The sequence below is a fragment of the Syntrophobacterales bacterium genome, from assembly GCA_031274925.1.
Taxonomy (GTDB): domain Bacteria; phylum Desulfobacterota; class Syntrophorhabdia; order Syntrophorhabdales; family Syntrophorhabdaceae; genus PNOM01.
Genome location: JAISPL010000041.1, coordinates 1 through 13,978, shown reverse-complemented (window position 1 = coordinate 13,978; position 13,978 = coordinate 1). Strand labels below are relative to the sequence as shown.

Sequence of the window (13,978 nt, the reverse complement as noted above, 5' to 3'; positions counted from 1 at the left end):
CGCTCACCCCCCCAACCCTATAAGGAATGATCCGGATTATCTCTGTTCATTGCCCGTACAAATGCGTCCCCAAGAGTTGAGAATGCCGTCTCTTCCTTGGTATAGGTTTCTGTCGTCTTTTCTTCCTCAGTCTTGTTCAATACCTTTATGCTGAGACCGATCCTTTTATTTCTCTCGTCAATACTCAGGATGCCAGCCTTTATAGTATCATCAAGCTTGAAGATGTCCCCCAAGTCTTTGTTCTGAAAATCTTCTATTTCAGAGAGGTGTACAAGACCTTCCACTCCCTCTTCTATTTCCACGAAAACGCCGAAGCTGGTGATACTTGTGACGTACCCTTCAACTACATCTCCGGTGTGGTATCGCGTCACCAACCCTTTCCAGGGGTCATCTTTCAATCTTTTTATGCTGAGGGAAAACTTTTTGGCTGCCTTATCCACACTGAGGACGAGAGCGTCCACCGGCATCCCTTTTTTGTAAGTCTCGGAAACGATTTTCTTTCTTCTGGACCACGAGATCTCAGATATGTGGACCAGTCCGTCGATGCCATTCCCTATACCCACAAACATACCGAAGTCGGTGAAATTTTTTACCTTCCCATTTACCGTAGAGCCTGCTGGGTATTCTGCGGACAGTTCCTCCCACGGATCGGGCAGCAACTGTTTCATTCCCAGGGAAATACGCTTTCTTTCTTTGTCAAAGCCCAAAACGACCAATTCTACCCAGTCTCCCTTGTTCACGAGTTTACCTGGGTTCTTGAATTTTTTGTCCCAGCTCATTTCACTCACGTGGAGAAGTCCTTCGACACCCTGCTCAAGCTCCACAAGAACGCCGTAGTTTACTATCCCGACCACTTTGCCTTTCACTTTCGCTCCATCGGGGTACTTCTCTTCAATATTCAACCACGGGTCCACCTTAAGCTGCTTGACGCCTACCGATATCCTCTCTTTTTCGTGATCAATGGTAAGCACCTTTACCTTCACTTCGTCCCCGACCCTCAGATATTCCTTGGGATGAGTTATTCTGCCCCATGTGATATCGTTGAGATGGAGGAGGCCATCAACGCCCCCCAAGTCTACGAAAGCCCCGTAGTCGGTGATATTCCGGACGAAACCGTAAATGACCTGACTGTCTTTAATGTTTTTCCAGAATTCCTGTCTCTTCTTTTCTCTTTCTTCCTCCATCAATATTCTTCTTGAGACGATTACATTCCCTTTCCGTTTGTTAACTTTAAGTACTTTATATTTCAGGCTCCTTCCCACAAAAGACGCAGGGTTCTTTACCGGTTTCACGTCGACCTGAGAGATGGGCAAGAAAGCGTGCACGCCACCCAAGTCGACCATGAATCCGCTCTTTACCTCCGATATAATATCTCCCTCAACCGGAGTACCGTCTTCGACCGCCTTATCCAGATTGGTCCAGACCCTGATGCTGTCCACTTTTTGTTTGGAGAGAAGCAGAAGGCCAAACTCCCTTTCTCTGCCCACGACCATAACCTCGACTTCATCCCCCACCTGTACTTCCGGCTCGCCCGGTTTCGCGGTAAACTCGGAAGTAGAAACTTTACCTTCAGATTTCAATCCAACATCCACGATGACCGCATCGCCGTTTATATCTATTATCTTGCCTTTAAGGATATTACCTTCCTGCAGACTCTTAAGGGAAGTCTCGTAGAGTTCCTTCATCTCCTCTATGGTGTTCTCGCACTGAGCTGATGTATCAAGAGTATCTGTCTCTACCATATGACCCCCTAGAAGTTTTTTGCACGCCTCTCCACCAAATCTATTATAAGGTCAGGAGTAGATGCTCCCCCTGTTATCCCTACTTTCTTCGCACATGAAAACCATTCAGGCCTCAAGTCTTCTTCAGTCTCTATGTGATATGTGCCGGACTGAATCTGCTTTGCTATATTGTAAAGCTTGGTTGTGTTGGAACTGTTCTTGCCGCCCACAATCAGCATAACATCGACAGATAACGAAAGGGCCGCCACTTCTTTTTGCCTGATCTGTGTGCTCTCGCAAATTGTATTGTAAACCCTAATTTCTTCAGTCCCTTCTACAAGTCCGCTCACCACGCCAGTAAAGGTCTCTGCGTCTAGTGTAGTCTGACTCACTACACCGATCTTTTTCGCTCGGACTGGCATTGATTGATGTAATACAATACCATCATTATGTAAATAACTCAACACACTTTTCACTTCAGGATGGTTTTTATCCCCAACGATTACGACAGTATAGCCGTTCTTCTCCAGGTAGAGGGCGTGCTTCCTCACCCGTTTCACGAAAGGACATGTGGCGTCTATTACCCTCAGTTTTCCGTTCTTCTTTATGTAATCCTCTTCTTCTTTGCTGATCCCGTGAGTCCTGAAGAGCACCGTACCTTCCTTTACTCCAAAAATATCGCGAATGGGGACTACGCCCTTTTCCTCAAGCATCTTGACCATTTGGGGATTATGAATTATGGGACCGATCGTATAGAGACCTCCGGGAGTGCCGTCAAGTTCCTTGATTACCATGTTGATGGCCCTTTTCACACCGAAGCAGAATCCCGAGTGCTCAGTCTTAGTGACCTCCACCTAAGCGCCTGCCCCAGGGATACGGTCTATCATCAGGCTCACGACCTGTTCCGCATTAATTCCCGTACTATCAATAAGGATCGCTCCATCCGGCACTACAAGAGGAGCGATATCCCGCTCTGAGTCGCTCCTGTCTCTCTTGACCATTTCAGTTTCCACGGAACCGGAATCCTGCTCCATGCCTTTTGAAGAGAGTTCATGATACCTTCTTCTCGCGCGTTCGGAAAGATTTGCATCAAGGTAGAATTTTATGTGAGCGTCAGGAAACACGACACTGCCCATGTCCCTTCCTTCCAGCACAACGCTGCCTTTCCGTCCTAGCTTGTTTTGAATATGCCATAGATATTCCCTTACTACCCTGTCCTTGGAAAGACTTGACGCACTCAGGGAGACGCCTGGCTCTCTGATTTCACGGCTAATATCAATGTTGTTGAGCGATACTTTTGTCCCATCGCCGAACTCGAACCTTAGAGGAAGGTCATCGAGAAATACTTTCAGATCTGTCGGTTCCCCGGCCTTCATGTATGCATATGCCACACCCCTGTACATTGCGCCCGTGTCAATATACGTATAGCCGAGTGTTTTTGCAAGCATCTTTGCGACAGTACTTTTCCCGGACCCGCTCGGTCCATCTATGGTGATAATCAGGTCTTTACTCTTTCCGTCCGCCATGTCCGTCAACTTGTCCAATGGAATTTATGAAGAATGGAGATTCCTACTTCCCGTTCTTCAGTATCCGGCTAAGGGTTTCTATAAAACGGGTATTTTCCTCCGGCGTGCCGATTGATACTCGGACGTAACCGGGAAGTGTGTATGCGCCCATCCACCTTACCAGAATTTTTTCTTCAAACAGCCTCTTCACAGTACTTTCCGCCTGATCTCCTATCTTGAAAAGGATAAAGTTCGCTTCCGTGGGAACACATTCCAGCGAAAGGCCCTGCAATGCCTTGTGCAGAAACTCTTTACCTTTTCGATTATTCATGAGGATTTTCGCGAGATAGCCCCTGTCCTCCAGTGCCGCCTTTGCGCCGATTAGGGCAAGCTCGTTCACGCTGAATGGTTGCCTGGTCCGCTCAAGGTATGAAACGAGAGGTGCCTCGCCTACTCCATAACCGACTCTGAGTCCGGCAAGGGCATAGGCTTTTGAGAACGTGCGAAGCACGAGCACCTGATGATTACCGATGTAGGAGAAAGTATCGGGAAACTTAGGGTTTTCCGAAAACTCCGCATAAGCCTCGTCGACTACTATCAGGATGTCCGAAGGTAGGTCATGACAGAAAATCCGGAACGATTCTTCTTCAAAGGCGGTACCTGTAGGGTTAAGGGGGTTATTGAGGAAGATGACCCTCGTCCGTTTGTCAATGGCCTTCTTTATGGAGGGGAGATCAATTTTCATATCTACAAGGGGGACTTTTTCCACCTCGTAGCCGTAAATGGCCGATGCGATGGCATAGAAGGGGAATGAGGGATTGGAGATGATTACTTTGCTCTTTTCCTTGTATTTCAGCGCCCTCAGAATCATTTCTATGAGTTCATCTGACCCGTCGCCTAGGACTACCTGATCAGGTCTGACCTTATAAAACTCGGCTATGGACCTCTTCAGATTCTCCTCTCCGCCGGGATACCTGTTTATATCAAGGAGTGCGTCAAGGATGCGAGACAGAGTCTTCCGAGAAGGGGGATAGGGGTTCTCATTTGATGCAAGTCGTGTCCAACCCTCTTCGAGACCGTACATCATTGCCTTGGGGTAGTGGGGTATCTTCTTTATGGTATTGTCGATAAATAAACTCATTATTTCTTACCAAGTGTCCTTTTCGCAAGTTCCATTGCGTTTTCCTGCATTACATAAAAATCATCCGCTGAAAGCCCGGCGCCCATTACCACCTTTCTGGCCTGTTCCTCCGTCACCAGATCGGAAGGACTGTGGGCGTCCGTATTGAAGATCAATCTTGCTCCTATTTTTTTCGCTAGGTGCGCCACATGACCGTTCGAAAAAGAATGACCTTTTCTTCCGCTTATTTCGAGAAAGACGTTATGCTTTCTGGCAAGCTCCATATCTTCCTCGGATATAATGCCTGGGTGGGCAAGGATGTCCGCGCCGCCTTCTATAGCCTCCCTGTTTGTGCCCTCTTCCACCGGTTCCGCAATAGTCTCTCCGTGGACTACCACGTATAATATGCCTAGTCTTCTAGCGAAGGTTATCAGATCTTTTATCACCCTCTTTGGTGCATGGGTTATCTCGACCCCTGGCAAGACGGTAATATCCTCATAATTCTCAATCTTTTCAGATAGTTTGAGCATGGATCCGGCCACTTTCTCGATATTTGAGATGTCCACATGGTCCGAAATGCCGATCATCCGGTATCCTTTTACCTTTGCCCTCCTGATTAGTTCCGAAGGGACAAGTTCGCCGTCGCTTAAGAGTGAGTGGGTATGGAGATCTATCATAGCATTACATCTTATAATTGCCGAAATCTTCCTGCGAAAGGCCTTCCAGAAGGTCTTCTAAATCCGTACTTTCTGTGACCACTTTGTCACCTTTTTGCTGGAAGTCTGTTTTTGTCGCCTTCTTTATCACGCTCTCTGCCACAAATATAGGCGCTCCGGTTCTGAGCGCAATGGCAATAGCATCGCTGGGCCGCGAGTCGATAGTGAACTTCTCATCCCTCGCCTTCACATGGAGCAGTGCATAAAATGTGTGGTCTTTCAGGTTATTCACCTCTATCTTGACCACCTCCGCCTCAAGCCTGTCTAGAATATTCTTCAAAAGATCGTGGGTCATGGGTCTTGGGGTTTGAATATTCTCAATAACGGTCGCGATACTTGATGCTTCGAGAAGGCCTATCCAGATCGGAAGGGCTTCGTTTTCCTCAATATCTTTCAGGATCACGATCGGCGTATTGGTGAAAGGATCTACGGTGATTCCCGCTACTCTCATCTCCTTCATCATTCTATACCTCCTTCTATTTCCGGTTTTTCACCTTTCAGGGAATTTGCGTAGCCTTCTACCACGCTTACCATGACCAGTTTACCTATCATACTTTTCTTGTCTCCCTTAAAGTTGACGATCTTGTTAGTTCTCGTTCTTCCCATAAGGTCTTCATCTGAATTCTTGCTGACATCTTCCGTGAGGACCTCCACCCTCTTCCCTTCCAGAGCTTTGTTATTGCTCAATGTTATTCTCTTTTGCAGATCTTGCAAGGCGGCAAGCCTCTCAAGGCTCGCATCCCTGGGCACCGCGTCAGGGAGGGTCGACGCGACTGTCGACTTCCTTGGCGAATAGGCAAAGGAGAATATACCGTCGAACTTCACTTCTTCCACCAGTTTCATGGTGTCGGCAAATGCCGCCTCATCTTCACCTGGAAATCCTACGATACAGTCTGCGGTTATCGCGATCCCGGGACATTTATCCCTGAGCAGGTCTATTTTATCCACATATTCTCGGGCGGTATAACTCCTGTTCATAAGGCTAAGGATTCTGTCGGAGCCTGACTGGAATGGAAGATGGATATGCTCGCAGAGTTTTTCCAGAGAGCCGAAACATCTAATTAGTTCATGGGAAAGGTCTTTGGGGTGCGACGTGACAAACCTGATCCTTTGGATCCCCAGAATATTATTTATGGCTTCCAGGAGTTGAGGAAAGGAGAGATCGTTTTGCCCCTTATTATAGGAGTTCACATTCTGTCCCAGAAGGGTCACTTCTTTTACACCTCGTCCGGCTACGTCTTGTATCTCCTCAATGATGTCTTTGCTCTCCCTGCTCGTCTCTCGTCCACGCACATAGGGCACTACGCAGTAACTGCAGAAATTGTCGCACCCTTTCATGATGGTAATATATGATTTTATGCCGCCATCTATATGACCGTTTTTGAAAAACAGAGGGACTGTATGTTCATTATCGGAAAAATCAAGAAAGGTATGCTTTCTGGAGGCGTGTTCAATGGCCTCCCCGATCCTGTGGATATTTGACGGACCTAGTGAAAAGTCGATGAAAGGCAACCTTTCTTTTATGCCGCTTTTTTCCATCTGGGCGATGCATCCGGTAATACCTAAGAGCATTTTACGTTTTTTTTTCATGAGCCTCAAACGTCCCATGAGGCTGTAAAACTTTTGTTCCGCTTTTTCGCGTACGGCGCATGTGTTTACAATTACCACATCGGCATTATTCAGGTTGCCAATGCGTTCGTAGCCGTCGTTTATAAGAATGGAAGCCATCTTGTCCATGTCATGGTCATTCATTTGGCACCCGAAAGTCTCTATGTAGAACCTCATTCTTTATTCCCCAAAGCGGCAAGTGGTGAGGGAACCTGCCGCCTCACCACTTCGGCCTCATTTTTTACAGGCTTTAAACCCCTCACTTTGAATTGAGGCTAAAGCCTTTCCATCTTCTTTGCGATCCTTCTATATTTGAGCTCGGAATAGGGCAACATGTCGTATATGTCGTACATCTCTTCAGGGACGTTCGCTCAATCAACAGGTCTCTTTCCGTATAATTAGCATTCATCATGACGAACTTGAACTCATTGGCCATATCTGTCGAAAGGGTAAGGCCTAATGTGGCGGGTCCCATACCTTTCATATTGCCGAAGAAGGAATTTTTGAGAAGGTCTTGACCTGCGCCAGAAAAACCCTGCTTCTTAGCGATCTTAGCCTGAGCGGTAAAAGCGTTCCAGGTGAGTTTATGAACTCCCTCATCCTCTGTTTCTAGGCTATAATTGAAGAGTGCGGCGATGTTATCTCCGGTGTGGCAGACGAAAAAGTCGCAGATAGGCTCTCTTCTCTCATTCCTCATGTACCCTTCCACTATCCTGAACAAACGGGGGTTCGGTTTGATGTGGTCCCCTGATGTTGCTGGTATAAGCTTTAATGATGGATAAAGTCGTCTTCATCCGTGCCTTCTAAAATATGTTCTGTATATCTCAATTGAGCTTTCGCTCGTAGTATCGAGACCCAGAGGAGTAATGGAGACACAGCCTTTTTCTATCGCCAAAAAGTCGGTGCCGTCGATGGGTTCGTAGTTCTCTCCGTCTCCTCCGATCCAGTAATACCTGCTTCCTCTTGGATCAATTCGCACCGTCACTTTATCATTATATATTCTTTTTCCGAGCCTTGTCACCATAAAACCAGATATCTGCCCATGGGGGATATTAGGGATATTGATGTTGAGAAACGTACCTTCCGGCGGCGGTCGGCGCATGATGAGGTCAGCTATCTCCTCTATAATTTTCGCCCCTTCGGTGAAGAAAAAATTGCTTCTCCCATTCATTGAGACGGAAACGGAAGGGATCCCGAGTAAGGCACCCTCCTTTGCGGCGGCAACGGTTCCGGAGTAGTTGACGTCCTGTCCCATGTTCGCCCCGCTGTTGATCCCCGAGATGATAAGGTCGGGCGGCCTTGGAAGCAATGTCCTTACCCCGATATATACGCAGTCTGCCGGAGTGCCGCTGGTGGAAAACACGTTGTCTCCAAGGTCATTTACCCTCAAGGGCTTGTGAATGGTGATGGCATGGGCCACACATGTCCGCTCTCGGTCGGGGGCTATCACGTAGACTGTGTGCTTGTCGCGGAAAACATCCCTCAGGGCGGTGAGACCGGCGGAGTGGACGCCATCGTCATTCGATAAAAGGATCAACACAGATCACCTGTTGAAAATTTAGCGGCGGAAAGGCTAAAATTAAAAGAAAAGGGCATTATGCAGCGCTTATCATCATAAATCGGGGCGACTGGATTTGAACCAGCGGCCACTTGCACCCCATACAAGTGCGCTACCAAACTGCGCTACGCCCCGATGACAAACATTCTATAGAAAATTTTCGAAAAAGTCCAGCAGTTTCAGCGTGGACCTCCTATCCTTATCAGGCGGTTTTTTTGTTGCAAATACGGCAGAATGGTGAGAAACTTATTTTATGGATAAATCTCTACAGAGCAAATTGAGGACACGGAAAGTAGTTGCGACGCTCTTGGTTGTCTTTCTCATGGTCTTTATGTCTGTCGGTTGCTCCAAGAGAACCGGCGATGAAGGGAGTGATGTGACGCAGGAAGACACACTGCAGTCTGGGACCGTCACCCCCGGGGCGAGCGGAATTGAACAATCGCAGACATCGCCGGTTCCAAAAGCAACCCATAAGGACAGTAGCAAATCGGGAGATGAAGATGATCAGGAAGATTTTGAATCCGAGCTTGGAGATGATTAGGGTATAAGGCCGGGCAAAACCCCAGGGATGGCTATGGACAGAGACGCTGCCGATAGTTGGAGTTAGCTGACGGAAGTTACTTCTCCTTGCACACAGGATGTTTTTGTCTTCATGCTTTGATCCGGACAAGCAAACGATAAAATCAAAGCTCAACACGAGTCCGCCCAGGGGACCATTGACTTTTTACGTATTTCAAGCCAAAATATCAGCGTGATCGGTGTTTCAAAACTATATTGCGGTACGGTTGAAACCTCTGACCCATTGCGGTACGGACGTGAATCCTCACGACTGCCTTCTCATCTCCTTCAGTTCTCGAAGGACAAGAAACCAGTGGTGGTCTGGAATGTAACGAAGAGGTGCAACCTAAAATGTATCCACTGTTATGCTCATGCCGAAGGGGAACAAGAAAGAAAGGGGGAGCTTTCCACAAAAGAAGGGAAAATTTTCCTTGAGGATCTTGCCGCCTTTGAAGTCCCCGTGATCCTCTTTTCAGGTGGAGAGCCGTTGTTACGCGAGGATTTGTCTGAGCTTATTGATTATGCGGTGAAGCTTGGAATGAGGGCTGTTATCTCGACCAACGGGACTCTCATCACTGAAGAGAAAGCACGGATTTTTTCCCGGCATTCCCTCTCCTATATAGGGGTCAGCCTTGACGGCATTGGAGAGGTCAACGATGCGTTCAGGGGTGTAAAATGGGCCTATGAAAGGGCCATTGAAGGTATAAGGAACGCAAAGAGAGCAGGAATAAAGGTGGGCCTCCGTTTCACCATAAACAAAAGAAACTATAAGGAAATCCCCGCTATTTTCGACCTTATCGAGAAAGAGGGGATCGACAGGGTCTGTTTCTACCATCTTGTGTATGCCGGAAGGGGCTCGAAGCTTATGGAAGAAGACCTTTCCCATGACGAGACGAGAAATGTGGTAGATTATATCTTGGACCGGACAAAGAGTTCTTTTGACAGAGGAAGAGAAATTGAAGTGCTCACCGTTGACAATCACGCAGACGGTCCTTTCATTTATCTCAGGCTCCTTAAGGAAGACAGAGAGCGGGCAGCCGAAGTCTATAAACTCCTCATGATGAATGAGGGGAACGCCTCCGGCGTGGGGATCGGCTGCGTGGATGAAGAGGGGAACGTGCATGCCGACCAGTTCTGGAGGCATTATACGTTCGGTAATGTGAGGAATCGCCCGTTTAGCACGATTTGGGAGGATACAGAAGACCCTCTCATGGCAAGACTAAAAGAGAAGAAACGCCACGTGAAGGGAAGATGTGCCAGGTGTAGATGGCTCCCTATCTGCGGAGGCAATTTCAGGGTGAGGGCTGAGGCTATGACTGGAGACATATGGGCTGAGGATCCTCAATGCTTTCTCGCTGAACAGGAGATCGTCTGAAGCGAAATAGACCACAGGAGTATGTCCGATACTCGCAAGGGGGGTGTACGTGTCCTTTCCTGTAACACGGCCGAGAAGATTGAGACGGAATGATAAATTGAGGGGGCTTGTCCGGGAGGTTGCCATATCTCCGGAGCACCTTGTATATCCTCTTTTCGTGAAGGAGATGACGGAGGATAGGGTCCCCATACCTTCCATGCCCGGTGTTTTCCAGTTCTCCGTGGAGGGGCTGATACGGGAGGTGGAGGATGTGGTGAGCATGTCCATACCCGCAGTTCTGCTTTTCGGTATTCCTGAAAAAAAAGATGATATGGGAAGCGGGGCCTTTGACGAGAAAGGAATCGTCCAGAGAGCAGTAAAAGCGGTAAAGAAGCTCTTCGGCGACGACATCCTCGTCATCACCGATGTCTGTATGTGCGAGTATACAAGCCACGGCCATTGCGGTGCCGTGAAGGACGGCGTGGTGGACAATGATGAGACTCTGAAGCTCCTTGCTCGGAGTGCGCTTTCCCATGTTTCGGCTGGAGCGGACATGGTGGCTCCCTCCGATATGATGGATGGAAGGGTCAAGACCATACGGGAAGCTCTCGACGACAACGGGTATTACTCCACTCCTATTATGAGTTACGCAGCGAAGTATGCATCAAGTCTGTACAATCCCTTCAGGGATGCGGCGGAGTCTGCCCCCCAGTACGGCGACCGGAAGGACTACCAGATGGACCCTCCCAACCGGAGAGAAGCGCTCCGTGAGATAGAATTAGACATAGAAGAGGGCGCGGATATTATAATGGTCAAACCGGCTTTATTCTATCTCGATATAATTTCAGCGGCGAGGCATGCTTTCGACATGCCTCTGGCCGCCTATTCGGTGAGCGGTGAATACTCCATGATCAGAAACGCTGCGGCGCAGGGTCTTGTCGATCTCAAGAGGACGGTTCTTGAATCCACCGTAAGTATCAGGAGAGCCGGAGCTGACATCATTATCACCTATTTTGCGAAGGATTTAAGCGCATGGCTCAAAGAGAATTCCCTTTAAGAATGGTAGCATGGGAGCTTACGAGGAACTGCAATTTGAACTGTGTGCATTGCAGGGCTTCGGCAACAAAAGGTCCCTACAAAGGTGAACTGACCTTCTCCGAATGCGTGGGTATTATGGACGAGATTCGATCCTTCTCTGACCCTACCATTATTCTCACGGGCGGGGAACCTCTTCTCAGGGGAGATATTTTCGATATAATTAGCTATGGCGCGGAATCGGACCTCAGAATGGTCATCGCCACAAACGGGACCCTTCTTGATGAGGAACAGGCGTGCAAACTCAAGGCGTCGGGGATCAAGAGGGTGAGCATGAGCCTTGACGGAGTAGACAGAGAAGCCCACGACAGCTTCAGAGGGGTTGAGGGATCCTTTGATGCGGTGATGGAAGGCGCTAGGATCCTGAAAAGGATAGAAATTCCCTTCCAGATAAATACGACCGTTACCCGGTTGAACATGGAAAACCTTGAGGGTATATACGGCCTGGCCAAGGAGACCGGTGCAGTGGGATGGCATGTTTTTTTGCTTGTACCGGTAGGGCGGGGCGAGGGACTCAAAAACGAAGAGCTGAGCGCAATGATGTACGAGTCCGTTCTCGAAGGCCTCTATGAAATTGAGAAAAGAGACGAAATGGAACTGAAGGTGACGTGTGCTCCTCATTATTACAGGATTGTGAAGGAGAAAGGCGGTATGCCGAAAAGCGCAGGCTGTCTCGCGGGGAAAAGTTTCATGTTCATTTCTCACAGAGGTATAGCGCAGCCCTGCGGTTATCTTGAGGCCGCATCAGGCGATGTACGGAAGTCGGGAGTGAAGGCTGTGTGGGAAGACTCACCCGTTTTTGCCGCGCTGAGAACGCTTGCATCGTACAAGGGCAAGTGCGGCGGCTGCGGATATCTCAAAATATGCGGCGGTTGCAGGGCGAGGGCCTATGAATCGAAAAACGACATTATGGAAGAGGAGCCCTACTGTTCTTATGGGTTAACGGACAAATAGAAGGCGTTAAACGATCAGACCGAGCATGGCTCACCACTAACGCTTCACAGCTTAAAAACGACAGGACCAAAAAAAGAAAACCAAATATGGTTGATAATAAAAGGCACAGGAGCGGGCGGAACTGCGCCGCACAATTTTAAGGATTGCAAGCTACCTGCGCGGGGAACGTGGACGGGCAGTATTTAAAGCAGCATATTCCTGGAATTTTGTTCTATTGCTATATCTCGGAGGATCTTTTCGCTTACTACTAACGACAATGAACGCACCGCCGTAGGTATGTCGTTTTGTTATGCCGGACCTGCGGATAACAAAATTGAGGAAAAGCGCTGCGTTCTTTTGAGCGCAAAAGGTTTCTTTATTCTGTCAAGTGAACTTTTTCGAATGTGTTAAAACACATTGCATTCGAGTTATAATTGAAATGAAAAATTTGAAAACATTTTTAAAAACGTCAAAATTCACAAACCAACCTTTACTGTACGGAAATTTTTATGTAAAATATATAGGGAGGGGGACCGTCAGGCAATTCAACTTTTTGGCAGTCCTTGGTCAAATAACTGGTATTCAAGGTAGTGATGGGGGTTTCCCGTGAGAAGCGGACGGGACAACACGTATTGGAGAATGAGGTAAACCCCTGTTATCTGCAGATGATCAAGTCCGATACCTTTCACTTTATATCTTTGCACGCGTTTTCCTATAGCGTGCTGATACTATTGGCTTATGGTATATGACAAGACTCTATGCATACAGGGTGAAACAATACTCAAAAACGAAACACACAATATCAGGGATTGAATGTTCTGAAAAGGAGGGTTTCAAGATGAAAACCGGAAGAAACGTATTTTTGGTGATGCTAATTTCTGCGGTGCTCATGCTGACCATTACCCCAATGACGGCGACTCCAGCATTCTCCGTAACGCCCATGCTGGCTGGGGGAAACGGACATACTCTAGCTTTAAAAAGCGACGGCACGGTGTGGGCCTGGGGAAGCAATGAATACGGTCAGTTAGGTAACGGTTTGGGCGGGACCGCTAATAATCGCTCTGCACCCGTGCAGGTGAAGGACGAAAATAATGTGGGTTATTTATCCGATGTGATTGCTCTTGCAGATGGAGGCGATCATTCCCTTGCCCTTGACAGAGACGGCACGGTATGGGCTTGGGGACACAATGATTACGGTCAGCTCGGCAACAATAGCATTGATAGACTCCCTCATTCGACCCCTGTGCGTGTGAAGGGCAAAGATGGCGTGGGTTATTTATCCGGCATGAAGGCTCTGGTTGCTGCATACGATCATTCTCTCGTCCTTGCAAGCGACGGCACGGTGTGGGCCTGGGGGCACAATGAGTACGGCGAACTAGGCGACGGGCATACTGCTAATCAACCTACCCCAGTGCAGATGTTGGATTCCAGCGGGCAGATTTTCACCGGCGTGATTGCTCTGGCTGGAGGAGAAGAGCATACTCTCGCCTTGGCAGGCGACGGGAAAGTGTGGGCTTGGGGATTTAATATGTTTGGTGAACTCGGCAACGGGATCTCTGATTTCTTCTCTCATCCCATCCCCGTGCAGGCGTTATCCGATGTGAAGACCATAGCTGCGGGACTCTTTCGTTCCCTCGCCCTTAGAGACGACGGTACGGTATGGGGCTGGGGAAGTAATAGTGGTGGTCAGCTGGGCGATGGGACCATTACTGGTCGCTAACCCCCATTCAGGTATTAGGCGGCGAAAGCGGCGGTGATTATTTCACCCTTTGCACCCCCGACTACAGGGATGTTTCTGATGCCCTCACCC

14 protein-coding genes and 1 tRNA gene are annotated in these 13,978 nt (G+C 48.4%); 5 read left to right on the top strand and 10 right to left on the bottom strand.

The features are described 5' to 3' along the window. Positions 1-17 precede the first annotated feature (17 nt). From LBQ00_07295 to LBQ00_07250, 10 genes are all read right to left on the bottom strand, one after another. A complete protein-coding gene (locus LBQ00_07295) occupies positions 18-1,742 on the bottom strand; it encodes a 30S ribosomal protein S1 (protein ID MDR2018658.1) in 1,725 nt (574 codons plus the stop codon). A gap of 8 nt (positions 1,743-1,750) precedes the next feature. Continuing rightward, the gene (gene ispH, locus LBQ00_07290; GenBank protein MDR2018657.1) at positions 1,751-2,575 is read right to left on the bottom strand and encodes a 4-hydroxy-3-methylbut-2-enyl diphosphate reductase; all 825 of its coding nucleotides are present in this window, start codon (positions 2,573-2,575) and stop codon (positions 1,751-1,753) included. Continuing rightward, a complete protein-coding gene (gene cmk / locus LBQ00_07285) occupies positions 2,576-3,247 on the bottom strand; it encodes a (d)CMP kinase (GenBank protein MDR2018656.1) in 672 nt (223 codons plus the stop codon). 43 nt (positions 3,248-3,290) lie between these two features. Beyond that, positions 3,291-4,367, bottom strand: a complete 1,077-nt coding sequence (gene hisC, locus LBQ00_07280; protein ID MDR2018655.1) for a histidinol-phosphate transaminase — start codon at positions 4,365-4,367, stop codon at positions 3,291-3,293. Beyond that, on the bottom strand, positions 4,367-5,023 hold the full coding sequence (locus LBQ00_07275; GenBank protein ID MDR2018654.1) for a histidinol phosphate phosphatase domain-containing protein: 657 nt from the start codon (positions 5,021-5,023) through the stop codon (positions 4,367-4,369). The genes hisC and LBQ00_07275 overlap by 1 nt, the downstream gene beginning before the upstream one ends. 4 nt (positions 5,024-5,027) lie before the next feature. Then, positions 5,028-5,525, bottom strand: coding sequence for a bifunctional nuclease family protein (locus tag LBQ00_07270; GenBank protein ID MDR2018653.1), 498 nt, complete (start codon positions 5,523-5,525; stop codon positions 5,028-5,030). Next, complete coding sequence (gene miaB / locus LBQ00_07265) at positions 5,522-6,847, bottom strand: tRNA (N6-isopentenyl adenosine(37)-C2)-methylthiotransferase MiaB (protein ID MDR2018652.1); 1,326 nt, start codon at positions 6,845-6,847, stop codon at positions 5,522-5,524. The genes LBQ00_07270 and miaB overlap by 4 nt, the downstream gene beginning before the upstream one ends. Positions 6,848-6,929: 82 nt before the next feature. Beyond that, positions 6,930-7,409, bottom strand: coding sequence for a fructose-1,6-bisphosphatase (locus LBQ00_07260; protein ID MDR2018651.1), 480 nt, complete (start codon positions 7,407-7,409; stop codon positions 6,930-6,932). A 51-nt stretch (positions 7,410-7,460) separates the two neighbouring features. Next, entirely contained in the window at positions 7,461-8,210 is a 750-nt protein-coding gene (gene surE, locus LBQ00_07255) for a 5'/3'-nucleotidase SurE (protein MDR2018650.1), read from the bottom strand. A gap of 79 nt (positions 8,211-8,289) precedes the next feature. Next, positions 8,290-8,363 (bottom strand) — tRNA-Pro (locus tag LBQ00_07250). 118 nt (positions 8,364-8,481) lie between these two features. Between LBQ00_07250 and LBQ00_07245 the strand changes: the two genes are divergently transcribed. The 5 genes from LBQ00_07245 to LBQ00_07225 all read left to right on the top strand — a co-directional run bounded on the left by LBQ00_07245 (position 8,482) and on the right by LBQ00_07225 (position 13,888). Beyond that, the gene (locus tag LBQ00_07245; protein MDR2018649.1) at positions 8,482-8,769 is read left to right on the top strand and encodes a hypothetical protein; all 288 of its coding nucleotides are present in this window, start codon (positions 8,482-8,484) and stop codon (positions 8,767-8,769) included. Positions 8,770-8,979: 210 nt separating this feature from the next. Beyond that, a complete protein-coding gene (gene ahbC, locus LBQ00_07240; protein MDR2018648.1) occupies positions 8,980-10,161 on the top strand; it encodes a 12,18-didecarboxysiroheme deacetylase in 1,182 nt (393 codons plus the stop codon). Between the two features lie 49 nt (positions 10,162-10,210). Further along, positions 10,211-11,197, top strand: a complete 987-nt coding sequence (gene hemB, locus LBQ00_07235; protein ID MDR2018647.1) for a porphobilinogen synthase — start codon at positions 10,211-10,213, stop codon at positions 11,195-11,197. After that, entirely contained in the window at positions 11,173-12,189 is a 1,017-nt protein-coding gene (locus LBQ00_07230) for a radical SAM protein (protein MDR2018646.1), read from the top strand. Before hemB ends, LBQ00_07230 begins: the two co-directional genes overlap by 25 nt. An 817-nt stretch (positions 12,190-13,006) precedes the next feature. Then, on the top strand, positions 13,007-13,888 hold the full coding sequence (locus LBQ00_07225) for a hypothetical protein (GenBank protein MDR2018645.1): 882 nt from the start codon (positions 13,007-13,009) through the stop codon (positions 13,886-13,888). Positions 13,889-13,978: the final 90 nt, after the last annotated feature.

Coding starts and splice junctions, on each gene's coding strand:
- LBQ00_07295 (MDR2018658.1), bottom strand. CDS start 1,742: ATGGTAGAGACAGATACTCTTGATACATCAGCTCAGTGCGAGAACACC.
- cmk (MDR2018656.1), bottom strand. CDS start 3,247: ATGGCGGACGGAAAGAGTAAAGACCTGATTATCACCATAGATGGACCG.
- hisC (MDR2018655.1), bottom strand. CDS start 4,367: ATGAGTTTATTTATCGACAATACCATAAAGAAGATACCCCACTACCCC.
- LBQ00_07275 (MDR2018654.1), bottom strand. CDS start 5,023: ATGATAGATCTCCATACCCACTCACTCTTAAGCGACGGCGAACTTGTC.
- LBQ00_07270 (MDR2018653.1), bottom strand. CDS start 5,525: ATGATGAAGGAGATGAGAGTAGCGGGAATCACCGTAGATCCTTTCACC.
- miaB (MDR2018652.1), bottom strand. CDS start 6,847: ATGAGGTTCTACATAGAGACTTTCGGGTGCCAAATGAATGACCATGAC.
- LBQ00_07245 (MDR2018649.1), top strand. CDS start 8,482: ATGGATAAATCTCTACAGAGCAAATTGAGGACACGGAAAGTAGTTGCG.
- LBQ00_07230 (MDR2018646.1), top strand. CDS start 11,173: ATGGCTCAAAGAGAATTCCCTTTAAGAATGGTAGCATGGGAGCTTACG.
- LBQ00_07225 (MDR2018645.1), top strand. CDS start 13,007: ATGAAAACCGGAAGAAACGTATTTTTGGTGATGCTAATTTCTGCGGTG.